The 22,063-nt window shown below is 74.9% G+C and carries 23 protein-coding genes; 15 read left to right on the forward strand and 8 right to left on the reverse strand.

Going from position 1 to position 22,063, the window contains the following annotated elements; all coding sequences use genetic code 11:
- Positions 1–44: 44 nt before the first annotated feature.
- Genes AB0J53_RS20115 through AB0J53_RS20135 form a run of 5 tightly spaced genes read left to right on the forward strand, consistent with a single transcriptional unit; the run spans position 45 to position 8,623 of the window.
- Positions 45–2,618 carry a lantibiotic dehydratase gene (locus AB0J53_RS20115; protein WP_364174212.1) on the forward strand — a complete coding sequence of 858 codons (2,574 nt, stop codon included), beginning with the start codon at positions 45–47 and terminating at the stop codon, positions 2,616–2,618.
- Positions 2,615–3,727 (forward strand): hypothetical protein, encoded by a 1,113-nt coding sequence (locus tag AB0J53_RS20120; RefSeq protein ID WP_364174215.1) that lies wholly within the window; start codon positions 2,615–2,617, stop codon positions 3,725–3,727. Before AB0J53_RS20115 ends, AB0J53_RS20120 begins: the two co-directional genes overlap by 4 nt.
- Positions 3,728–3,732: 5 nt before the next feature.
- Entirely contained in the window at positions 3,733–5,622 is a 1,890-nt protein-coding gene (locus tag AB0J53_RS20125; RefSeq protein ID WP_364174218.1) for a hypothetical protein, read from the forward strand.
- The gene (locus AB0J53_RS20130) at positions 5,619–7,439 is read left to right on the forward strand and encodes a TOMM precursor leader peptide-binding protein (protein ID WP_364174221.1); all 1,821 of its coding nucleotides are present in this window, start codon (positions 5,619–5,621) and stop codon (positions 7,437–7,439) included. Before AB0J53_RS20125 ends, AB0J53_RS20130 begins: the two co-directional genes overlap by 4 nt.
- 11 nt (positions 7,440–7,450) lie before the next feature.
- On the forward strand, positions 7,451–8,623 hold the full coding sequence (locus AB0J53_RS20135; RefSeq protein ID WP_364174224.1) for a hypothetical protein: 1,173 nt from the start codon (positions 7,451–7,453) through the stop codon (positions 8,621–8,623).
- A 42-nt stretch (positions 8,624–8,665) separates the two neighbouring features.
- Here AB0J53_RS20135 and AB0J53_RS20140 read toward each other — a convergent pair whose 3' ends face one another.
- From AB0J53_RS20140 to AB0J53_RS20160, 5 genes are all read right to left on the reverse strand, one after another.
- On the reverse strand, positions 8,666–9,106 hold the full coding sequence (locus AB0J53_RS20140) for a VOC family protein (RefSeq protein ID WP_364174226.1): 441 nt from the start codon (positions 9,104–9,106) through the stop codon (positions 8,666–8,668).
- A gap of 111 nt (positions 9,107–9,217) precedes the next feature.
- Positions 9,218–10,516 (reverse strand): MFS transporter, encoded by a 1,299-nt coding sequence (locus AB0J53_RS20145; RefSeq protein WP_364174228.1) that lies wholly within the window; start codon positions 10,514–10,516, stop codon positions 9,218–9,220.
- On the reverse strand, positions 10,513–11,085 hold the full coding sequence (locus tag AB0J53_RS20150; protein WP_364174230.1) for a helix-turn-helix domain-containing protein: 573 nt from the start codon (positions 11,083–11,085) through the stop codon (positions 10,513–10,515). The genes AB0J53_RS20145 and AB0J53_RS20150 overlap by 4 nt, the downstream gene beginning before the upstream one ends.
- A gap of 64 nt (positions 11,086–11,149) precedes the next feature.
- Positions 11,150–11,548: an ATP-binding protein gene (locus AB0J53_RS20155; RefSeq protein WP_364174233.1), complete on the reverse strand. Its 399-nt coding sequence runs from the start codon at positions 11,546–11,548 to the stop codon at positions 11,150–11,152.
- Positions 11,549–11,661: 113 nt separating this feature from the next.
- Positions 11,662–12,027, reverse strand: coding sequence for a DUF4267 domain-containing protein (locus AB0J53_RS20160; protein ID WP_364174236.1), 366 nt, complete (start codon positions 12,025–12,027; stop codon positions 11,662–11,664).
- Between the two features lie 91 nt (positions 12,028–12,118).
- On the opposite strand from AB0J53_RS20160, the gene AB0J53_RS20165 reads away from it, so the two are divergent.
- From AB0J53_RS20165 to AB0J53_RS20185, 5 genes are all read left to right on the forward strand, one after another.
- Positions 12,119–12,697 (forward strand): TetR/AcrR family transcriptional regulator, encoded by a 579-nt coding sequence (locus tag AB0J53_RS20165; RefSeq protein ID WP_219516712.1) that lies wholly within the window; start codon positions 12,119–12,121, stop codon positions 12,695–12,697.
- Positions 12,698–12,850: 153 nt separating this feature from the next.
- The gene (locus AB0J53_RS20170; RefSeq protein ID WP_364174238.1) at positions 12,851–13,765 is read left to right on the forward strand and encodes an RNA polymerase sigma-70 factor; all 915 of its coding nucleotides are present in this window, start codon (positions 12,851–12,853) and stop codon (positions 13,763–13,765) included.
- Positions 13,766–13,776: 11 nt separating this feature from the next.
- Complete coding sequence (locus AB0J53_RS20175) at positions 13,777–14,148, forward strand: hypothetical protein (RefSeq protein WP_364174240.1); 372 nt, start codon at positions 13,777–13,779, stop codon at positions 14,146–14,148.
- Positions 14,149–14,224: 76 nt separating this feature from the next.
- Positions 14,225–14,593, forward strand: coding sequence for a nuclear transport factor 2 family protein (locus AB0J53_RS20180; RefSeq protein ID WP_219516725.1), 369 nt, complete (start codon positions 14,225–14,227; stop codon positions 14,591–14,593).
- A gap of 37 nt (positions 14,594–14,630) precedes the next feature.
- Complete coding sequence (locus AB0J53_RS20185) at positions 14,631–14,987, forward strand: DUF1330 domain-containing protein (protein ID WP_364174242.1); 357 nt, start codon at positions 14,631–14,633, stop codon at positions 14,985–14,987.
- An 8-nt stretch (positions 14,988–14,995) separates the two neighbouring features.
- Here AB0J53_RS20185 and AB0J53_RS20190 read toward each other — a convergent pair whose 3' ends face one another.
- On the reverse strand, positions 14,996–15,556 hold the full coding sequence (locus tag AB0J53_RS20190) for a CGNR zinc finger domain-containing protein (protein ID WP_364174245.1): 561 nt from the start codon (positions 15,554–15,556) through the stop codon (positions 14,996–14,998).
- A gap of 132 nt (positions 15,557–15,688) precedes the next feature.
- On the opposite strand from AB0J53_RS20190, the gene AB0J53_RS20195 reads away from it, so the two are divergent.
- Complete coding sequence (locus AB0J53_RS20195) at positions 15,689–16,915, forward strand: MFS transporter (RefSeq protein WP_364174248.1); 1,227 nt, start codon at positions 15,689–15,691, stop codon at positions 16,913–16,915.
- 31 nt (positions 16,916–16,946) lie between these two features.
- Here the strand turns inward: AB0J53_RS20195 and AB0J53_RS20200 are convergent, their stop codons facing one another.
- On the reverse strand, positions 16,947–17,591 hold the full coding sequence (locus tag AB0J53_RS20200) for a response regulator transcription factor (protein WP_219516749.1): 645 nt from the start codon (positions 17,589–17,591) through the stop codon (positions 16,947–16,949).
- Positions 17,588–18,688: a histidine kinase gene (locus tag AB0J53_RS20205; RefSeq protein WP_364174251.1), complete on the reverse strand. Its 1,101-nt coding sequence runs from the start codon at positions 18,686–18,688 to the stop codon at positions 17,588–17,590. The genes AB0J53_RS20200 and AB0J53_RS20205 overlap by 4 nt, the downstream gene beginning before the upstream one ends.
- Before the next feature lie 221 nt (positions 18,689–18,909).
- Between AB0J53_RS20205 and AB0J53_RS20210 the strand changes: the two genes are divergently transcribed.
- From AB0J53_RS20210 to AB0J53_RS20225, 4 genes are read left to right on the forward strand one after another with little or no spacing between them, the layout of a single operon-like run.
- Positions 18,910–20,001, forward strand: a complete 1,092-nt coding sequence (locus tag AB0J53_RS20210) for a hypothetical protein (RefSeq protein ID WP_364174254.1) — start codon at positions 18,910–18,912, stop codon at positions 19,999–20,001.
- Positions 19,988–20,698: a ubiquinone/menaquinone biosynthesis methyltransferase gene (locus tag AB0J53_RS20215; protein ID WP_364174257.1), complete on the forward strand. Its 711-nt coding sequence runs from the start codon at positions 19,988–19,990 to the stop codon at positions 20,696–20,698. The genes AB0J53_RS20210 and AB0J53_RS20215 overlap by 14 nt, the downstream gene beginning before the upstream one ends.
- Positions 20,699–20,732: 34 nt before the next feature.
- Positions 20,733–21,731, forward strand: coding sequence for a hypothetical protein (locus AB0J53_RS20220; protein WP_364174260.1), 999 nt, complete (start codon positions 20,733–20,735; stop codon positions 21,729–21,731).
- 9 nt (positions 21,732–21,740) lie between these two features.
- Positions 21,741–21,977 (forward strand): hypothetical protein, encoded by a 237-nt coding sequence (locus tag AB0J53_RS20225; RefSeq protein WP_364174263.1) that lies wholly within the window; start codon positions 21,741–21,743, stop codon positions 21,975–21,977.
- Positions 21,978–22,063 lie beyond the last annotated feature (86 nt).

Consider the following 22,063-nt stretch of genomic DNA (forward strand, 5'->3'; position numbering starts at 1 on the left):
GTCTCACGGCGGCCGGGAGGTCACCCGCGAACGAGGAAACATCGATGACCAGCACTGTCGAGAACCCCGTAGCAGTGGGCGCGGGACAGTTCGAGGCCGCGCCCTTCGCCGTGGTCAGGCGCGCCGCCCTGCCCTACCCCGAACGGCCCGCGGCGGCCGAGCCCTTCCGCGCCGCGGTGCGCGCGCTGACCGAGGCGCTGCGAACCGCCGCCTCCGCCGCGCCCGCCCTGGCCGACGCGCTGGCCGCCAGCCTGCCCGGCCACCCGGCCGCCTTCCACCGCGGCGTCGTCCTGCCGCTGCGCCGCGACGTGCACAACGGCCGCGTCCCGCGCGAGTCGCTGCTGCGTGAGCTCGGCGACCTGCCCGGCCGGGTCGCCGGGCTGGCGGCCTGGCTGGACGCCGTCCGCGACCGCAAGGCCCTGAGTGACCTGCTCGCCGCGCCGGACGGCCCCTGGGAGGACGCGCTGGCCGCCGAACGCGCCGTGCTCGCGGACCTGTGCCGGGCCGAACCGCTCCGACTGGCCGTCACGCTCACCGGCCGGGACCTGCTCCACGGCGTGGACAGGACGGCCGCCCGCCAAGGCCGGCCCGACAAGCGGGCGCGCAAGGCCGAGCCGACCGTCCTGCGGTACGCCCTCCGCGCCACCTCCAAGACCAGCCCGCTCTCCTGGTACACGCTGGTCGGCCTGGGCTGGTGGGACGCGGCCCCGGACCCACGCCCCGCTGGGCCCGCCGCCGGCCCCGCCGTTGGGCCCGCCGTTGGGCCCGCCGCCGCCGTGCAGGCCAACCGGGTGCTCGTCACCAGGCTGATGGCCGCCCTGCTCGGGCAGGCGCAGTGCCCGCACCGCCTCGCGCCCGGCCTGCGGGAGGACGGCGACCGGGTGCTCTTCCACCGCGACGTGCCGCTCCCCGACTCCAGCCACCTCTACGGCACCACGGAAGAGCTCGTCGACGTGGGCCTGACCGGGCCCATCCGCTTCCTGATCGAACGGCTAGGCGACACGCCGGACGGCCTGACCCCCCGGGAGCTGGCCGCCGCGCTGGCCGTCCACATCCAGAGCGCCGACGCCGACGCCATCGCCACCCGCTACGTGCGGAAGATGACCGAGATGGGACTCCTCGTCCCGGTCTGGCCCGTACACGTCCAGGACCCCGACATCCTGCGCTCCCTCGCCCGCTGGTGCCGCGAGCAGGACCTGACGGATGTGGCCGCGCGCCTCACCGCCATCCGGGACGCCACCCGCTCCTTCACCGGCCTGCCCCCCGCGAGCAGGCGCGACCGGCTCGAAGCCCTCGCCGACGACTGGCGGCTCCTCGGGGAGCGGGCCGGCGCCGACCTGACCGGGGCGCCCGTGCTCACCGAGGACGTCACGCTGCCCGGCCCGCTGAGCCTGCGCGCCCGCCACGGGCGCGACCAGGTCCCGGCCCTCACCCGGCTCACCCCGCTCGTCATGCTGTACGACCACCACCTGGCCATCCGGCGGCTGGTCGCCGACACGTTCACCGCCCGCCACGGCGCCGGCGGGCGCGCCCCGATGATCGCCGGCGCGGCCATGATGTCGGAGGTCTGGCGCGACCTGCTCCAAGGAGACCCCCGCGAGCGGCGCGTGCCGGAGGACCTGCGGAGCGCCCGCGAGATCGTGGCCGAGATCATCGCCGCCGCCAACGGCCCGGACGCGGCCGACGTCGTCATCCCCGAGGAAGCCGTCACGGCCGCGCGCGACCTGCTGCCCGGCTGGGCGCGGGCCCGCCCCGCCTCCTACTCCTTCTTCGCGCAGCCCCTCCCCGGCGGCCTGGCGATCAACCACGTCTACGCGGGATTCGCCCGCTTCACCAGCCGGTTCCTGCCCCACCTGGACCCCTCCGCGGCCACCGCCGTGGCCGGCTGGCTGCGCCACCTCCTCGGCGAGGACGTCGCCCAGTTCCGGCCGCTGATGGGGTTCAACGCCAACCTGCACCCGATGGTGCTGCCCGAGGAGGTGGGCGAGGACCCGCGCTGGGCCGGCCTCACCCTCGACGACCTGGAGATGGTCCACGACGAGCACACCGGCCTGGTCCGCATCCGGCATCGCGGCACCGGCCGCGAGGTGAGCGTCCTCTACCTGGGCTTCCTCGTCCCGTTCGTGCTCCCGTACCGGACTGCTCCGCTGACCGGCGACCTGAGCTGCGGGTTCCCCTCGCTGACCAGGTTCGTCACCAAACGCACCGTGGACGGCGTGACCGCGAGCGGACGCCTCACCTACGACGGCATCGTGCTCAACCGCCGCCGCTGGGCCTTCGACGACGACGCGGCGGCGCGGCTGCGCGAGCAGTGGGCGGCCGAGCACCCCGCCGTCGCCGCCGCGCACCTGCGAGCCCGGCACGACCTGCCCGAACACGTCTTCCTCGAAGCCGGGGGGAGCGCCGCCTCCCTGGAGGGCTTCCTGCGCCGGCTGCGCGCCGCCAAGCCGCAGTACGTCGACCTCGGCAACGCCCTGCACCTGCGGTGCCTGCCCACCTACCTGGCCCGATACCCCCACGAGCCGGCCTTCGTCGAGGCGCTGCCCGTCCCGGGCGCGGCGGGCGACGGCGAGCCGGTGACCGAGCTCATCATCGAGACCTGCTGGAGACCACAGTGACCGAGCTCGACGTCGTCTGCTACTACCACGACCCGGTCAAGGCGCCGCTGGTCAGGGCGGCGGTCATCCCCGGGCTGCGCGCCGCCCTCGCCGCCCGCCCCGGCGTGCGCGGCCACCTGGAACGCCACTGGCTGCACGGCCCCCACGTACGGGTCCGGCTGCGCGGCCCCGACGGGCCCGTCGCCGCCGCGGCGGACCAGCTCGCCGCACGGCTGCGCGAACACCTGCGCCTGCACCCCTCCACCGGCTCGCCCGGCACCCCCGAACTCCTCGCCCACGCGCGCAAGGCCGGGCTCCTGGAGCTGGTCCCCCCGCCGTACGAGCCCATCCACGCCGACAACACCGTCACCGTCGGCCCCGCCGAGACCGGCCGCGTCGCCGCCCTGCTCGGCTCGGCCGCATCGGTACGGCTGCGCGCCGACTCCCTCGAAGCCGGGCTCCCGGCGCTGGAACACTCCCTCGACCGGCTGGCCGGAACCGGCGACAGCGCGGCGGGACGCATCGAGCTCGCGGTGACCGCCATGGCCGTGCACGCCGCCCGCTACCCCCGCGGCCAGGCGCTCGGCTACCACTCCTTCCTCTCCCACGTCGAGGACTTCCTGTTCCACCACGACCCCGACGGGCGGCTGCGCCGAACGTTCGAGGCGGGCTGGACGCGCAACCGTACCCAGTTGCTCGAACTCGTCGGCCGCGTGGCCGACGGTCACCCGACCGACCAGGTGGAAGCCGCCTGGCAGCACTGGACCATCACCGCCCGCCTCCTGGCCGAACCCGCCTTCGACGGCGGCAGCCTGGCCGTCGAGCTCGGCCGCGGCTACACCGAGCAGGCGGCCAGGCTCGGCGACCCCGACACCGCGCGGCGCTGGAACCCCGCCGAACGCACCGCCCTCAGCGACTACCACCGCGCCCTGCGGGTCGTCGACTTCTCCCGGCCGGAGCTCGCCCGCGCGTTCGCCGTCTACCGGTTCGGCACCAACGTGCTGTACCAGCTCCTGGCCGTGTGCGACGTCACGCCCGTCGAGCGCTACCTGGCGGCGAGCATGGTCGCCGCCGCCGTGCAGGAGCTCAACGGCACCACGTGGCGCGCCCAGCTCGGCGAGACGGGATGAGGCCGATGCTGCTCCGCCTGCGCCCCGTCGTCCACGCCACCCCCACCCCCACCGGCCTGCACGTACGCGGCTGGACCTCCAGCTTCACCGCCGAAGGCGGCGCCGGGCTGTGGCGGCTGTGGGAACGCCTGTCCGTCCTGCTCGCCGACGGGGTGCCCGCCGCCGAGCTGACCGCCCCCGCCGGGCTGCCCGAACCGGTCGCCAAGGCGCTGGAGCTCATCATCGCCCAGCTCCGCGAGCACGACATGCTCGTCGAGGTGCCGCCCGGCTGGGGGAGCCCGGGGCCCGGGCTGCCGCCCGCCCGGGTGGCCGCCTGGCTGGAGTCCGCCGCCGCCGACCCGGCGCACGCCTGGGAGCGCCTGTCGGGGGCCGCCTACGCGGTCCGCGGCGGCGGCCCCCTGGCCGAGGCCGCCGCCCGCGCCCTCGCCGCCGCCGGCTGCCACCCGGCCACCCTCCCGGGCGCGACCCCCACCGACCTCGAACTCACCGCCACCCCACCCTCCGGCCCCCCGGTGACCGTACGGGCCGGCTGCCTCCCGGAAGCCGGCTACGCCCTGCCGCCGACCACCCCCGGCACCCCGGCTCCCGACCCCACCGCCATTCGCCACCGCCTCCTCCACGGCCCCACCTCCCTCCTGACCACCCAAACCCCACCGCCCCCGACCACGCCGACCCCGTGCGGGTCGACGGCGAGCGTGCCGGTGCCGGGCGCGCCGACCCCGGGCGCTCAGACCCCGGGCGCGTCGGCCCCGGGCGGGGCGACCGCGCCCCCAGCGACCCCGAGCACCCCGGCTCCAGCGGGCACGCCGGCTGCGGGGTTCGGTGGGGCGCGGGTGCCGGAGGTTCTGTGGGCGCTGGTGGGCGGGGCGGCGGCGCATCGGCTGCTGTGTGCCGTGGCGGGTATGCCGGATCCGGTGGAGGAGGCGGCGGCCCGTTCGCCCGAGGGCGTGGGGCGGGGGCTTTCGGTCATGGTGGCGAAAGCCGAGCCGCTGGGGGTCACGCATCACCGGTGGCCCGTCGGCGAGCCGGCCGGTGCGGACCCGTGGGAGCGGGCGGCGGCGATGCTCGAAGTGCTGGGCGATCCGGAGCTGGGCATGGTGGCGCCTCCGGAGGCGGGGGAGCTGCCGCAGGTGCCGGTGAGCCTGGCGGCGTGCGGCGAGGCGGTGGGGTTCGGCACCGGCCTGGAGTCGGCGCGGCTGCACGCGGCGCTGTCCGCCGTGCGGTCCGCGCTTCCGGCCGGGACCGTCGTGGGCGCCGATCGGCTGCACGCGCGCGGCCTCGGCCTGCGCGAGGCCGTGCACCGCGATCTCGCTGATCTCCCGGGCACCGCGGTGGGCGAGGGCGAGTGGGCGGCGGACCCGGCCGCGCGGCGCTGGTGGAAGGCGCTCACGCTGCGGTTCGCCGTACCGGCCGAGGTCGAGGTGGTACGCGTCGCCGAGGGAGTCGCGCACGCCCGGGTCAGCGCGGCGGGCCGTACCCTCGCCTGGGCGGTGGAGCCGGAGGCGGGCACGGCGGCGGCGTTCGCGCTGCTGGCGGCCACGGCGGCGGCGCAGGCGCGGGCAGCGGGCCGGGAGTTCGGCGACCCGGTGGTGCCCTGCGGGGCGGCTCCGGTCTGGTCGCCGCCGGAGGAGCCGCCGGTGCCGTGGGAGACGCGCTTCTGGTTCTGGCCCGCCGGGACGCGGGACGGCGAGGAGCGGTTCCAGGCGGCGATGGAGGCGCTGGTGCCGGGCCCGGAGCCGGCGCCGCTGGGCCCGCTGCTCGCGGCGGCCGGCCTGGCCGCAGTGACGGTGCCGCCCGCAGCGAGGGCGCCGGCCGCCGTAGCAGTGCCCGCCGCCGCGACGGTGCCGCCCGCCGCGACGGTGCCCGCCACCGTCCGGGCCGGGAGCGTCGCATGAGGAACGGCATCGGTGAGCTGCGCGACGACCGGCCCGAGGCCGTGCTGATCAGCGGGTACGGGCTCGCGGACCTGGAAGAGGTCGGCCGCCTCGCGCGCGGACGCCGCCACCCGCTGCTCCCCGTGCTCCTCGACGGCGCGCTCGCCCTGGCCGGCCCGGTGCAGGGGCCGGGGGAGGGCGTCTGCGTGGCCTGCGCGGAGTCGCAGCGGCTGGCGGCGTTCGGCGCGGCGGTGCCCGTGCGGCTGCCGGAGCTGCGGGTGGGCGGGCTCGCGGCTCCGGCCTTCCATGACACGCTGTCCGCGCTGGCCGCGCTGCTGCTGGCCGAGCCGGAGCGGCACGGGGACGTCGTTCTCGCGCTCCGTACCGACCACGGCTCGCTCACCCGGCACCGCGTGATGCCGCGGCCGCAGGGCTGCCGGGTGTGCGGGCCTGCCGAGCCGTACGCGCCGGCTGCCCGGGAGCCCGTGGCCGTGCAGCCAGGGTCGCTGCGCTCGCCGAACCCGCGCACCGACGGAGCCCGGCTGCGCGAGGCCCTGGTGGACTCGCGCTACGGCCCGGTGACCACGGTGCGCCGGAGCGGCCACCTGCCGCTGGCCACCGTCGCCGCCGTCCTGGCGGGCGACCCGGACGGGAACGCGGCAGGCTACGGCCGCACCCCCGCCTTCGCCCAGTCCGAACGCGTCGCGCTCTTCGAGGCGGTGGAGCGGCTCGGCGGGATCGCGGCGAGTGGCCGGCCGGTGACCGAGGCCGCGTTCGAGGCGCTGGGCCCGGACCGGGCGCTCGATCCGGCACGACTGGGCCCGCACGAGCCGGAGTGCTACGCCGATCCGGGCAGCGGCCTCACCGCCTACGCCCCGGGCGTGCCCACCACCTGGGTGGACGGCTGGTCCTGCACGCGCACGGCCCCGATCCTGGTGCCGGAGCACGTCGCGTACTGGGGGGTCCGCAAGCCGGGCACGCCCCGATTCGTGGCGGAGACCTCCAGCGGGTGCGGTCTGGGCAACAGCCTGGCCGAGGCGGTGCTGCACGGCCTGTTCGAGGTGGCCGAGCGGGACGCGTTCCTGATGGCCTGGTACGCGGGCACGCCGCTGCGCCGCGTCGCCGTGCCGCCGGACGATCCCGTGCTGCCCCACCTGTCCGACCGGCTGGAGTGCCTGGGCTACGAGCTGCTGTTCTTCGACGCGACCAACGACCTGGGCATCCCGGTCGTGCTCACGCTCGCGTGGCGGGACGACGGCGCGGCCCCGGCGGCCTTCTTCGCGGCGGGGGCGCACCCGGACCCGGTCGCCGCGATGCGGTCGGCCGCCGCCGAGCTGGCCGTGGACGTCGAGTCGTCGGCCGACCGCGCCCGCCGCTCTCCCGCTGGCCACCGCCGCGAACGCCTCCTGCGCCTGCTGGCGGACCCGGATTCCGTACGGGCCATGCACGATCACGTCGCCCTGTACAGCCTGCCCGAGGCCGCGGCGGGCTACCGCTTCCTGCTGTCGGGGCAGGCGGGGACCGTGGACCCGGCGGAGCTCGGCGGCGACCTCCCGGGGACGGCCACGGACCTGTGGACCGTCCTCGACCACCACGTGGACCGCCTGCGCGGGCAGGGGCTGGAGGTGATCGCGGTCGACCAGAGTGATCGGCGGATCCGCGACCGTCTCGGCCTGCACGCGGCGAAGGTCGTCGTGCCCGGCACGCTCCCCATGACGTTCGGGCACCGCAACCGCCGCGTCCGCGGCCTGCCCCGGCTGTGGGAGGTGCCGCACCGCCTGGGCCGGAGCCCCACGCGTTCCGCCGGCGATCCCGTGCTTCCCCATCCCTTCCCGTGACTGGAGTCGCCGTGGCGCATCACGACGAGGTTGCCCTGGCGCTGGCCGCCGCCTACGCGCACGGGCCGGGCAAGGCCCCGATCCCGGGCGCGGCCGTCCACCGTGAGCCCGCCCGTGCCGGGGAGGGGACGCGTACCCCGCTGCGCGACCTGGCGGCGTGGGGGGAGTTCGGCGCGGCCGTGGCGGAGCTGCTGGTCTCCGCCCTGACCCCGCAGCGCTGGGAGCCGTACAACCCGTACAACGACCACCGCGCCTACCCGTCACCGCGCGCCGCGTACCTGGTGGACGTGGGGGTGCGGACGGAGCGGGGGCGGTGGCGTCTCGACCCGGTCCGGCGCGAGCTGGTGGGGGCGGCGCCGCCGGCACCGGCCGGTACCGTGTGGCTGGACCTGGCGCAGCGGCCGGAACGGCTCCGTCCCGGTTACGGCGAGCTCGCCGACGCGCTGGCGGAGCTGGAGACCGGCCACCTGGCCGCCGCGGTGGCCGAGCACGCCGCGGCGCTGCCGCTCACCGTGGCGTACGGGCCGGCCGGCGTCACCCTGGCTCCCGGCGTGCCGTCCAGGCCGGGACAGGCGGTCGCGGGCGGGGAACGGCGCAGCGCCGGGCTCGGTCCCCGGGGTCTTTCCGCCGATCCGCGCCCCCTGCCCGGGGAGGCGGCGCGGGCGTTCGCCGCCGCGGTCGCCGATCCGCCCCCGGGCTCCCCGGCGGCCGGTGGCGGGGTGTGGTGCCGCCTGGCGGTCCGCAACGTGACGGGGCTGGCGGACGGCTGGTACGTCCCGGCCCCGCTGAGCCCCGTGGCCGGGCGGGCCGGGGCGGCGATGGCCGCCGTGCAGGCCGCCTACAGCTACCCCCGCACCCAGTTCGACGTCGGCGGGACCAACCTCGCGCTGCTCGTCGCCGCCGACGTCGGCTCGGCGGTGCGGGCGAGCGGCGCGGCCGGCTACCGCGCCCTCCTGCGGACGGCCGGCGCGGTCGCCCAGCACGTCTGCTCGGCCGCGGCGGGGGCCGGCCTGTTCTGCCGCCCGGTCCGGGCCATCAGGGAGGGGCTGCTGGAGGCCGCCGCCGGTGCCCCCGCCTCGCACGACGCCCTCTACCTGGTCCTGGCCGGACGCCCCCGCTTCACCTGGTTCGACTACGACCTGACCCCCGTCACAGCAGACCCGGCAGGAGAGGAACGGCGTTGAGCGCGCCGGCGCGACCTGCCCGCACCCTTCATGCCCGGGAGCTCAGCTGAGTTGCTGGGCCAGGCCGACGATGATGCCCTCGGGGCCGCGGACGTAGCAGAGCCGGTAGCTGTCCTCGAACTGCGCCATCTCGCCGACGAGCTCGGCGCCGTGGGCGCGCAGCCGGGACAGGACGTCCTCGATGTCGTCGACGGCGAACATGATGCGGCGGATGCCCAGCGTGTTCGCCGGGGCGATCTTCGGCTCGGCGCTGATCGCCTTCGGCGTGAAGAACATCCCCAGCTCGATCCGCCCGTGACCGTCCGGCGTGCGGAGCATCGCGATCTCCTGCTGGACGTCGTCGAGGCCGAGCACGTTCTCCACCCACGCGCCCCCGATCGGCCCCCTGCCCTCCAGTTCCATGCCGAGTTCGACGAAGAACGCGACGGCGGCGTCGAGATCGTCGACGATGATGAGGACGTTGTCCATCCGCTGGATCGTCATGCTGGGTCTCCTTGGTGGGATACGGGCCGCGGTGGCCGTATGCGCCCCTGGGACGGAGCTGCCAGGCCGTTCTCGACATCGTCTGCGAGCTTTTGACCTGGGAGTGCCCCGTCACGCGCCGGTCGTAACGCTTCCCGCGCAGGTCGGCGCTCCTCCGGCCCAGGTCAGGCGGCCTGTGGGCAGGTCGCGGCGGCGGCCCAGCGTGAGGAGCAGGATCACACCGCTCGCCACGAACACGGCCAGCATCGCCCACAGCGCGGCCCGTACGCCCGCCAGTTCCGCCAGTGCGCCGGCCAGCAGCGCGCCGAGCGGGATGGCGCCGTAGTTGACGACCTGGACGCTGGTCGTGACCCGGCCCATCAGCTCGCCGGGCACGTAGCTCTGGACGAATCCGGAGAAGATCACGTTGCCCGCCACGATGCCGCCGACGATGACGATGCTGCCGGTGAGGAACAGGGCCATCCCCAGCTCCCGGTCGGCGAGCGGGATGAGCAGCCCGAACGGCGCGAGCCCGGCCTTGGCCGCCAGCACCGCCCTGGCGCTGCCCAGCCTGGCGGCCAGCGGTCTGGCCAGTGCCGCTCCGGCGATCCCGCCCACGCCGGTGGCGGCCATCAGGACGCCGGTCTGTGCCGGGGCGAGCCCGAGGTCGGTGACGAGGAAGACGACGATCAGCGACTGGTAGCCGGTGAGCGCCAGGTTGGCGGCGCAGCCGTACAGGGTGTTGCCGCGCAGCAGCCGGTCGCGGGCGACCAGGCGCAGGCCCTCGCGGATGTCGTTGCGCAGCCGCCGCCGCGGCGGGCGGGTCACGGTCTCGGCGCGTCTGATCCGCATGAGGCAGATCGCGGAGACGGCGAAGCTGGCCGCGTCCACGAGCAGGCCGCCGATCGCGGAGAACGCCTGGGCGAGCAGTCCGGCGACGCCGGGGCCGGCCAGGTTCGCCACCTGCTCGCTGCCCTGGAGCTTGGCGTTGGCCTCCAGCAGGTCGGGGGCGTCGACCAGGGTGGGCAGGTAGGCGCGGTAGGCGGTGGCGAAGAACACCTTGGCGGTGCCGGCGGCCAGCGCCACGGCGATCAGGTGGCCGACCGTCAGCACGCCGAGCAGCGCCGCGGCCGGGATGCTGAGGAAGGCGGCCAGCGACGCCCAGTCGGCGGCCAGCATGACCCGGCGGCGGGAGAGCCGGTCCACCCAGACCCCGGCGGGCAGGCCGATGAGCAGCCACGGAAGCCAGGCGGCGGCGGCCAGCAGGCTGACCGCGAGCGGGGAGGCGTCCAGGACGGTGACCGCTACCAGCGGCAGCGCGACGGAGGTGACGGAGCTGCCCAGGCTGCTGGCGCTCTCCCCGATCCACAGCAGCCGGAAGTCGCGCTGCGCCAGCAACCCGAGGCGGGGCCGGCGCGGGCGGAGGTTCACGGGCGGGCGGGGACGGCGCGGGCGAAGGTGAACACGGTGGCGCGCTCGCGGCCGTCGTCGGGCACGTTTCGCTCGGACCACCTGGTGATCACTTCGGTGATCTCGGCCGCGAACTCGGCCAGTTCCTCGTCCGTCACCCGCAGCCATCCCTCGGCCGAGAAGGGGCCGAGCGGCCAGCGGGCCTGCACGTCCTGCGGCTGGTCGGCCCAGCGCCGGACGTGGCCGGTCTGGCGGTCGAGGTTGAGCGAGTCGGCGGCCCGCGCGATCGCCTCGCCCGACGCGTCGCCGTCGAAGTCGGCCGAGGACCAGGACAGGGTGGGCACGATGCGGCGCCACCAGCGTTCGCGGCGGTCGCGGGCGAGCTCGGGGGCCTCCTCGATGAGGCCGGCGGCGGCCAGGGCGCGCAGGTGGTGGCTGACGTTGCCGACGGCCTCCCCGGTCTGTTCGGCCAGCACGCTGGCGGTGCTGGGGCCGTCGAGCTTGAGCAGGTCGAGGAGGCGGCGGCGGACGGGGTGCGTCATGGCGGCGAGGACCCGGGCATCCGTGATCGCACGCTGGAATTCGGACATGCCGGTCAAGCTATATGCACAACAGCTCTTGTGCAACAGCTCTTGTGCATCTCGCCCGTGCTGGTCAGTGGGGCTGGGGGGTGGTGCGCATGCGCAGGTGCAGCCGGGCGCTGCCCGCCTCGTGCTCCACGCGGACCTCGTCGCACAGGGTGCGCACCAGCAGCAACCCGACGCCGCCGCCCCGGTCGGGGTCGGGCCTGGCGTTCCTCAGGTGGGCCTCGGTCAGGGTGCCGGCCGCGTCGACCACGTCCAGGCTGACTCCGTGGGCGTCGCGCCACGCGATCAGTGAGCCACGGCCGCCGCCGTGCCGCAGCACGTTGACGGCGGCCTCGTGGGCGGCGATCACCAGGTCCTGCAAGCGCTGCCCGTACAGCCCGGCGCTGGTCCCGAAGGCGTGCACCCGTTCGCGCAGCACGGCGAGCTCTGAGGTGATCGGCCACTGCATCCGGAATCCGGGAATCATGTCGGGCCTGCCTTTCGCCGCGTGATCTTCCCATGCCCGAAACGGCGGCCGGCATGCCCGGTGGCGTGCCGGCCCGCCCCGTTCAGCCCGATTCAGCACGGAAGAAGGCGTCATCAGACGGCGAACAGCAGGCCCGCGCAGAGCAGTATGAGCACGGCGGTGGCGAAGTGGATGCCGAACGCGACCGCCTTGGTGCCGCCGTTGCGCAGCACGATGAGGGTGTCGCCGAGCGGCAACAGGGCGACGACCAGCATGAACCAGGCCTCGGCCTGGGGCCCGGCGAAGGCCAGCAGGGCCAGGCCGACCAGCCCGTACGTGCCGTCGCGCAGGCCCTTGATCGTCAGGTAGGCGCGGTCGGTCGTGGCGGGCACCCCGTAGCCCGTGGCGGCGGCGTGCGGCGTGAGCAGGAACCGGGCCCCGATGAGCAGGCACAGCAGGTTGAGAACGATGGCCAGGCCGTACGCGACGGTGGTGAGCATGTCGTGACTCCAGAAAAACTAGCAGCGCTAGGAACGAGGACGACGCTAGCAGAGCATCGACACAAGTGCTAGCGGTGCTAGATTCAGGAGCATGTCCATCCAGAGCCGCAAGGAACGCGAACGCGCCCACCGGGAGCAACTCATCGTCACCGCAGCCCGGGAGCTGGCCGAGGCCGAAGGCTGGGAGGCCGTCACCACCCGGCGGCTCGCCGAGCAGGTCGAATACAGCCAGCCGGTCCTCTACAGCCACTTCAAGGGCAAGGACGCGATCGTGACCGCCGTCGCGCTCGAAGGCATCACCGAGATGGCCGCCGACCTGCGCGCCGCCCGCCTCGCCGCCTCCGGCCCCGAGGCCGCCGTCGCCGCGCTCGCCGCCGCGTACGTGACCTTCGCCGAGGAGCGGCCGGCCCTCTACGACGCCATGTTCAGCCAGCGCGTCGACCTGCCCTTCGCCACCCCCGAGGCCCCGCCCGCCCTGCACGCCGCGTTCGGCGAGTTCGCCGAGGCCGTCCGCCCGTACGCGCACGGCGACGAACCCGCGCTGCTGGCGGAGACCCTCTGGGCGGCACTCCACGGCCTGGTGACGCTGATGCGCGGCGGCCGCATCCCCCGCGAGTTCCACGAGCACCGTCTCGCCCTCCTCCTGGCCCGGTTCACGGCGAGCCCGTGACGCCGTCCTCGACGGTCATGAGGCACCGGCGATCCTGGCTGTGTGACAGCGGGGTCCTGTGACGTACGCCACCGGGCCGGGGTGTCACACGGCCGGGAGGAGCGGTGTCCTGTGCGCGGAGCAGGACGAGAGACGAACCGGCGGGAGCGAGCGATGAACGAGCACGACGAGGCGACGACGGACCCGGTGGACGCCGCCACCGCGGCCTTCGTCGCCCACCGCAACCTGCTGTTCACGGTCGCGTACGAGATGCTCGGGTCGGCGGCCGACGCCGAGGACGTCCTCCAGGAGACCTGGCTGCGCTGGATCAAGGTGGACCTCGGGCAGGTGTCGGACCGGCGCGCCTACCTCGTCCGGATCGTCACCCGGCAGTCGCTCAACCGGTTGCGCACGATGAAACGCCGCAAGGAGACGTACATCGGCTCGTGGCTGCCCGAGCCGCTGCTCACCACGCCGGACGTGGCCGAGGACGCCGATCTCGCCGAGAGCCTGTCGATGGCGCTGATGCTCGTCCTGGAGAGCCTCTCGCCGACCGAGCGCGCCGTCTTCGTGCTGCGCGAGGTCTTCGACGTCGGCTACGACGAGATCGCCGCCGCCGTCGGCAAGAACGCCGCGGCCGTCCGCCAGATCGCGCACCGGGCCCGCAAGCACGTCGAGGCCCGCCGCCCGCGCGAGACCGTCTCCCCGGGCCAGGCCCGGGCGGTCCTGGAGACGTTCAAGCGGGCGCTCGAGACCCGGGACCTGCGGATCCTCCTGGACGTGCTCGCCCCCGACGTCGTCCTGGTCAGCGACGGCGGCGGCGTGAAACTGGCCGCGCCCCGGCCGGTCGTCGGCGCGGAGAAGGTGGTCCGCTTCTACCTGGGCGAGGCCGCCGTGGTGCGCGCGGCGATCACCTGCGAGGCCACCGTGGTCAACGGCAACCCGGCGCTGCTCGTCCACCTGGACGGCGCGTTCGACGGCGTGCTCGCGACCCGCGTCGAGGACGGCCGCATCACCGGCCTCTACTACGTCCGCAACCCGCACAAGCTGACCCGCGTCGCCTCCGAGACCCCGCTCACCCTCCGATGAAAGGCCCCGGCATGACCGTGCACGGCCCCGCCATCCTCAAGATCGCAGTCGCGCTGCAGACCCTGAGCATCTTCTTCCAGGCGGCCACCGCCGGGATCCTCATGTCCTCCCGCGGCTCGGAGCTGCACCACATCGGATCACCCGTGATGTACGGCGCGACCGTGCTGTACGTGATCGCCGCGATCCTGGCCTGGCGTCCGGGCGGTGGCACGCCACGCCCCATCCTGTACGCGGCCGGCTTCCTCGTCCTCGCGTCGGCGCAGGTCGCGCTGGGCATCGCGGGCATGACCCCGCTCCACGTCCCGCTGGGCGTCCTGATGTTCGGGCTCAGCCTGCTGACCCTGGCCCGGATGCGTACCGAAAGCAGGGGAGAAACTACCTAAGCACGTCAGATTCCGCGTCGTCGCCGTCTCCCTAACGTGGTGGTCACAAGAGAGCACGACCACTGAGGAGACGAACATGAGCGACACGAACGAGCTGGTCCAGCGCTACCTCGCCGCCTGGAACGAGACCGACGCCGCCGCCCGCCGGGCCGCCCTGGAGGAGGTCTTCGCCGAGGACGCCGGCTACACCGACCCGCTGGTCTCCGTACGCGGCATCGACGGGCTGGACGCCACCATCGCCGCGGTGCAGGCGCAGTTCGGCGGGCTCGTCTTCAGCCTCGGCGGCGCCGTGGACGCCCACCACGACATCGCCCGGTTCACCTGGCACCTGGGCCCGGAGGGCGCCGAGCCGGTCGCCGTCGGCTTCGACGTCGCGGTGTTCGGCGCGGACGGGCGGATCAGCCAGGTGCTCGGCTTCCTGGACAAGGTGCCGGCCCAGGCCTGACCCGCTCCCGTCTGAACCGGACAACACAGGAGGAATCATGACCGCGTACGTCATCGCCCACCTTCAGGACGCCGCCCCGCACCCGGAGATCGCCGAGTACATGGAGCGCCTGCCCGGCACCTTCGAGCCGTACGGCGGCCGCTACCTGGTGCACGCAACCCAGCACGAGGTGCTGGACGGCCGGTGGCCGGGAGCGGTCGTGATGCTCGCCTTCCCCGACGCGGCCCGGGCGCGGGCGTGGTGGGACTCGCCCGAGTACCGGGAGATCGCGCCGATGCGCTCGCGGCACATCGAGGGCGACATCATCGTGGTCGAGGGCGTCCCCGACGGCTACCGGCCGGTCGCCGCCGCGAGCGCGGTGCGCGAGGCGGCGGCCGGGGGCGCGGCCACCTGAAGCCCTGCTCAGGGGCGCTGGGGGCGCTGGGGGCGCTGCCGGGCGGCGTAGCGGCGGGCCTTGGTGCGGTTGCCGCACAGGCGCATCGAGCACCAGCGGCGGCTGTGGTTCCTGGAGGAGTCCCAGAAGGCGCCCTGGCAGGTGTGCTCGGCGCACCGTTTGAGCCGGTGGATCTGGCCGGTCAGCACCAGCTCGGCCCACGCCACGGCCAGCCGCGCCAGGGCCGTACGGGCCTCGGGCAGGCCGGGGGCGGGCGCGAGCGGCCGCTCCGGCCCGGCCCGGGTCACGGTGACCAGGACAGGCGCGTCGGCCAGGATCGCGTCGGCCCGCGCCAGGTGGTGCGGGAACACGGGATGGCCGGGGTCGAGCGCCTCCCGGAACCCGGCACGCAGCTCCAGGAAGACGGCGTGCTGCTCGTCGGTGAGCCGCAGCGACGCCGGGCCGAGCTGACGGGCCGCCAGCCAGCGGGCCAGCTCGTCCGGGCTCGCCACGTCGTCCTGCCCGTTCTCCAGGTCGACGGTGTTGACGAACGCCTTGATCAGCTGGGCGGCCGGAGTGGGCTCGATCACGCCGCATCACCTTCCGGGTCCCTGCCTGGGTAACCTGCTAACCGAATTTACCAGTTATCACCCCTGGTGCCGCCGCCCCTTTCCGGGCAAGATAACCACCTATAGCTGATAGGGGGTTACATGGTGGACGGCGTGCTGAAGGCGGATCGCAGCGGGCGCAACACCGCGGTGCTGGTGAGTTTCACGGCGATCACGAACCTGGCCGACGGCGTGACCAAGATGGCGCTGCCGCTGATGGCGGCCCGGCTGACCGACTCCCCGGCGCAGGTCGCCGGGGTCGGGCTCACCCTCACCCTGCCGTGGCTGCTGATCGCCCTGCACGTCGGCGTCCTCGTCGACCGCTTCGACCGGCGCCTGCTGCTGTGGCTGGCCGACGCCGCCCGCATCCTGGTCGTCGCCGGGCTGCTCGCCCTCACCCTCACCGGCGGCGTCACCCTGCCCGCCCTCTACGCCGGAGGTCTCGCGCTCGGGATCGCCGAGGTCGTCGCCCTCACCTCGGCCGCGACCCTCGTCCCGGCCGCCGTGGCCCCCGCCGGACGCGAACGCGCCAACGCCTGGGTCGCCGGGGCCGAGACCGTGTGCAACGAGTTCTGCGGACCCTTCGTCGGCGGCCTCCTCATCGCCGCCGGGTCCGCCGCCGCCCTCGGCTGGACCGGCGCCGGCTACCTGATCGGCACCGCCGTCCTGGTCTTCCTGGCCGGCCGCTTCAGGCCGCGACCGGCCGGCGAGCGCCCGGACGCCACCGTCAACCAGCGCATCGCCGAAGGGCTCCGCTGCCTGTGGCAGCAGCCGCTGCTCCGCCTGATGGCGCTCGCCCTGAGCGTGCTGTCCGCCTGCTGGGGCGCCTGGCTGGCGCTCATCCCGCTGGTCGCCACCCGGCTCATGGGCCTGGACGCGAGCGAGTACGGCTTCCTGCTGAGCGCACTCGGCGCGGGCGGGCTCGTCGGCGCGCTCACCGTGACCACCGTCAACCGCCTGCTGGGCCGCCGCTGGGCCATGCTCGCCGACCTCATCGGCACCGCCGCGATGGTCGCCGCCCCCGTCCTCACCACCAACCTGTGGATCGTCGGCCTCGGCGCCTTCCTCGGCGGGATGGGCGGCACCCTGTGGACCGTCAACTCCCGCACCCTCAGCCAGCGTCTCGTCGACCCCGGCGTGCTCGGCCGCTACAACGCGGCCGCCCGCCTGTTCAGCTGGGGCGCCATGCCGCTGGGTGCCGGGCTCGTGGGGCTCCTCGCCGAATGGCTCGGCATCCGCGCCGCCTTCGCCCTCTTCGCCGTCGCCGCCCTGCTCGTCGTCGTGCCCTTCCTCAAGATCGCCACCCCCGCCGCCCTCGACCCACCCCCGCACCCGGCCTGAACCCCGGGCGGCGGATCGGAGGTCAACCGGGTCACGGGGGATCGACGCCGTGGAGGATCAGGCCGAGTTCGTAGGCCAGGACGGCGGCGTGGGTGCGGTCGCGGGCGCCGAGCTTGTCCAGGACGTTGGTCACGTGGGTCTTGATCGTCTCGCGGGACACGTGCAGGGCGGCGGCGATCTCCGGGTTGGCCTGGCCGAGCGTGATGTGCCGCAGCACCTCCAGCTCGCGGGGCGTCAGCGTGACGGGGCGGCGCGGCCGGGCGCTGCCGTGGTGCGGGGAGGCGATGCGGCGCAGCGCGTCGGGGAAGAGCACCGCGCGCCGCGAGTGCACGAGCCGGACGGCTTCCACGAGCTCGCCGGCCGGGGCGCGTTTGAGCACGTACCCGGCGGCTCCGGCGCGCAGGGCGGCCCACACGAGCTGGTCGTTCTCGAAGGTGGTGACGACGACGACGCGGGTGGCGGGGGAGCGGCGGGTCAGCTCGACGGTGGCGGCGAGGCCGTCCATGCGGGGCATGCGGATGTCCATCAGCACGACGTCGGCGCCCGCGCCGGCCTCGACGGCCTCCTGCCCGTCGGCGGCCTGGCCGACGACCGTGAGGTCGTCGTGGAGGGAGAGCATGGCGGCCCAGCCCTCGCGGATCAGCGGCTCGTCGTCGGCCAGGACGACGCGGATCACAGCGGCAGCCTCGCCTCGACGCGCCAGGTCGTCCCGGCCTGCCCGGTGGTGCACGTCCCGCCGGCGAGGCGGGCGCGCATGCGCATGCCCGTCAGGCCGCGCCGGGGCCCGGCAGGGGGCCCGGTGGTGCCGGTGGTGCCGGGGGCGCCGGTGGTGGCGTTCTCGACGGTCAGCACCAGCTCGCCGGTGGCGTCGGTGCCGACGTCGAGCGTGACGGGGCCGGAGCCGTGGCGCAGGGCGTTGGTGAGCGCCTCGCGGGCGATGGCGTAGGCGGTGCGGGAGGTGGCCGGAGGGACGCGGCCGAGGGGGCCGGTCGTGACCTGTACGTCGAGCCCGCGGGTGAGGGTGCCGAGCGAGTCGAGCGTGGGCGTGCGGGCCGCCTCGCCGTCGCCGAGGACGCCGAGCAGCACGTCGAGGTCCTCCTGGGCGGCACGGGCGGTGTCGAGCAGGTGGTCCAGCGAGCGGGTGGCGTGCTCGGCGCGCGGGCTGGGCCGCTGGAGCGCGGCCTGCGCGGCCATGCCCTGCACCAGGACGACGCTGAGCGCGTGCCCGACGGCGTCGTGCAGCTCCAGCGCGAGGGCCTGGCGGCGGCCGAGCTCCTCCAGCTTGCGGGACGGCTCGGCGCGCAGCAGGCGGCGTGCCGCCCACCGCTGCCCGAACCCGGCCGCGACCATGGCGGCGGCCAGCGCGAGCAGGGCGGCCAGCGGTTCGGCCTGGACGGCGGGGCTGTCGCGCCACAGCGCCGGATCGCCCAGCCGGACCAGTCCCGGCGACAGCATGAGCACGCCCGCGCCCAGCGTCGCGCCCCCGTACAGGTGCAGGCTCGTCAGCGCCACCAGGTAGACCCGGTCGGCCCGGTCGGAGACCCGGACGTCGAGCAGCTCGGCCAGGGCGGCGATCTCGATGCGCCGCACCAGCGGGGCGAGGGCGAGCAGCACCGAGGCGGGCAGGCACGCCGCCCACAGCACCAGGACGCGCGCCGGCGTCGGCTCGCCCAGGACGAGCAGGCCGAGCACCACGGCGACCGGGGTCAGCAGCGCCGCGCCCAGCACCTGGTAGAGGAGCGCCCGCACGGCGCGTCCGGCATGTCGGGTCACGTCGGCGATGCTAGCCCGGGAGGCCGGGCCGGCCCTTCCCCCACCTGGGGGAGGTTCGCCGGCCGCCGGGCTGTGAGGCTCACAGTCATGAAGAGCGCAACCACGAGACCGCACGATCCGCGTCCCGGGCTCACCCGGACAGATCCCCCCGGCGGGGGATCCGCCGGGCCGGGCCGGTGGACAGACTCGGCGGGTGAGTCCGGGATCGGGGGGAGTTGAGCATGCGTCGTCTCACGGCATCGGCGATCTCCGCGGCGACGCTCGCGGTGGCCGCCCTGTGGTGCTTCGTCCCCGGCAGCTATCCGTACGGCTCGGCGGCCAAGGTCACGGTGGGCGTCAACCACTGGATCGAACGCGGGCCGGGTGTGGGCCTGATGGCGGCCGCCGGCGTGCTGGGGGTGCTGGTGGCGCTCGGCGTCCGGTCCTGGCCCAGGGCCGCCGGCGCGGTCGCCGGGGTCATGAGCGCCTTCTTCCTCCTGGTGATGTCCGACGCCTCCGTGCTGTCGTCCATCGGGTACGCCCTGATCCCCGCCGCCCTGCTGGGGATCGCCGGGCTGGTGGCGCTGGGCTGCGTCCGCCGCAGGCCCGTCGCGTACGTGCTGGCGGTGCTGCTCCCGGCCGGGCTCGTCGCGTCGCTCACCATGACCGACGCGGTCGCCCGCTACCTGGTCAACGTGGCCTCCGGGTTCGGCGAGTTCGGCGGGCGGATCGCCTGGTCGTGGGCGATGGCGATCGCCGCGGTCGGCTGGGCGTGGCTGGCCTACGGTTCGTTCGCGCGCGAGCGGAAGGCGGCGGTCCCGGGGTGGGGGAAGGCGGTCACGATCGCGGCCGCCCTCTGTCCCGTGCCGTACGGGGTGACGCGGCTGACGTGGGCGACGCCGTGGCCGCTCGGCGGCTACGACCCGCGCACCGGCCACATCACGCTGTTCGCCGTGGAGGCCGGCGACGCGGCCACCCGCATCCAGGGGTTCCTGATCGGCCTGAGCGCCGTCCTGGCCCTCGTGCTGACGCTCGGCCTGATCAGCCGGTGGGGCGAGACCGTGCCGCGCTGGGTGCCCCGGCTGGGCGGGCGGCCCGTCCCGGTGATGCTGGCCGTCGGGCCGGGCGTGTTCGGCGCGGTCGCGCTGTCCGTCTCGGCCCCCGGGGTGCTGGCCGGGGCCGTCCAGATGGGCTCGTGGCTGGACGGCGTCCTGTTCGTCGTGATGTTCCCGTGCCCGATCTGGGGTCCGTTGCTGGGGGCCGCGGTGTTCGCCTACTGGGCGCGCCGCAGAACCGCCGAGAAACCGAGGAGTGCCGCAGTTGCCATCGCATGAAACGCCGTCGCCCAAGGGCCTGGAGGTCCAGCGGACGTTCGACAGGATCACCGGCTACTACGACCGGATGAACCGGATCATGACGCTTGGGCGGCACGCCGCGTGGTGCCGCGAGGTGGCGGCGGGCGCGCACCTCCCGCCTGGGGGAAGCCTGCTCGACATCGCCACCGGCACCGGCGTCATCGCGCTCGCCGTACGGGACCGGCATCCGGACGCGACCGTCCACGCCGTGGACTTCTCCGGGCGGATGCTCCAGGAGGCGGCCCGCAAACCGGGCGCCGAGAGCGTCACCTGGCAGTACGCGGACGCCAACGACCTGCCGTTCGGCGACGCGAGCTTCGACGCCGTCACGCACGGCTACCTGCTGCGCAACGTGGAGGACGCCGAGCGGGTGCTGAGGGAGCAGCACCGGGTGCTGAAGCCGGGCGGCCGGGTCGTCATCCTGGAGACCTGCCCGCCGCGCGGGCCGCTGCGCTATCCGGTGGAGCTGGGCGTCCGGATGATGATCCCCCTGCTCGGGCAGGCGGTCGCCGGGGACCGCGAGTCGTACACGTATCTGAAGGAGTCGACGCTCGGCTTCATGCCGCCGCAGCAGGTCGCCGCCGTGCTCCGCCGGGCCGGCTTCGAGTCGGTCGCGTGGAGGAAGAAGTTCTTCGGGACCAACATGATCATCACTGCCCGGAAGCCGCCGGCTTGAGGCTGACACCGTGTCAGGCGCCAAGGTGGCCGGCATGTCGATTCCTTATGTGGGTTCCGGCCCCTACTGCTACGCCAATTCGCTGGCCATGATCCTCGGCGACGAGGCTCCCTCCGCCTCGGTCGTCGAGGTGCTGACCGGCTCCCCGTACGGGATGGAGCTGATCAGCGGGCGGCTGCCGCTGTTCGACCCGTTCGGCTGGGATCCCGAGCAGGGGCTCGACGCCGCGATCGAGCTGCTGGGCTGGTCGTGCGCGCGCGAGGACGGCGGCTCGGCGGACGAGGCCGTCGAACGCCTGCGCCGGGCCTGCGCGGCAGGGCCGGTGCTGGCCGGGCCGCTGGAGCTGGGGCTGCTGCGCTACCAGCCCGGCTCCGGGCAGGCGGTCGGCGCCGACCACTACCTGGTGGTGCTGGAGGTCACGGACGACACCGTGCTCGTGCACGACCCGCAGGGCTACCCGTACGCCACCCTCCCGGTCGCGGAGTTCGCCGAGTCGTGGCGGGGCGAGCTGATCAGTTACCTGCCCCGCCCGTTCACCATGCGCTCCGCCTTCGTACGGGAGGCCCGGGTGAGCCCCGAGGAGGCGTTGCGCCGCTCGCTGCCCGCGGCGCTCGCCTGGCTGGGCGGCCGGACGGACGTGCCCGTCGCCCCCGGCACGCTGGGCCAGGCGGAGGCCGCGGAACGGACCGCCGAGCTGGTGGCCGAGGGGCGGCTCGACCCGCAGGCGCGGGAGCTCCTGCGGGCGTTCGCCGTCCGCGTCGGCGCTCGCCGGGCGAACGACCTGGCCGCCTGCCTGGCCTCGCTGGGCCTGGCGGAGGGCGCCGCCGTCGCCGCCGAACAGGCCCGCCTCGTGGGCGCGCTCCAACTCCCCGTCGTGACCGGGGACGACGCCGCGCTCGCGGCCGGTCTGCGCGCGCTGGCCCCGACCTACGAACGGCTGCGCGCGGCCCTGGCCGATGAGCCTTCGAGGGCATTGCCCGGACCCCGCACCCACGCCCCGGAGAGCATTGCCCGGACCCCGGTAATTAGTTAACTTTCTTTCATGAAGTCGCGTCTGTTAGCCGCGCTCGTCCTGACCGCGGCCGCCCTCGTCGCCACGTCCGCCCCCGCCCAGGCCGCCTCCTACGTCAAGCACGCCTCCTACGGCTGGCCCGACCAGTGCCAGTGGTTCGGCAACCAGGGCACGGTCTACCACACCTGGAGCTCGTACTACTGCGAGACCGTCATCCCCACCAACTGGATGGCGCCCGGCCTCTACAACCTGTGGGTCCAGTACTGACGAACGGACGGCCCGGTGTTCCGGCCGGGCCGTAAACAGGCAGCTCACCGGGCTTTATGCGCGGCTGACCTCCCGTCTGACACGAT

The organism is Nonomuraea sp. NPDC049725 (genome assembly GCF_040674795.1).
In the GTDB taxonomy this organism is placed as follows: domain Bacteria; phylum Actinomycetota; class Actinomycetes; order Streptosporangiales; family Streptosporangiaceae; genus Nonomuraea; species Nonomuraea ceibae.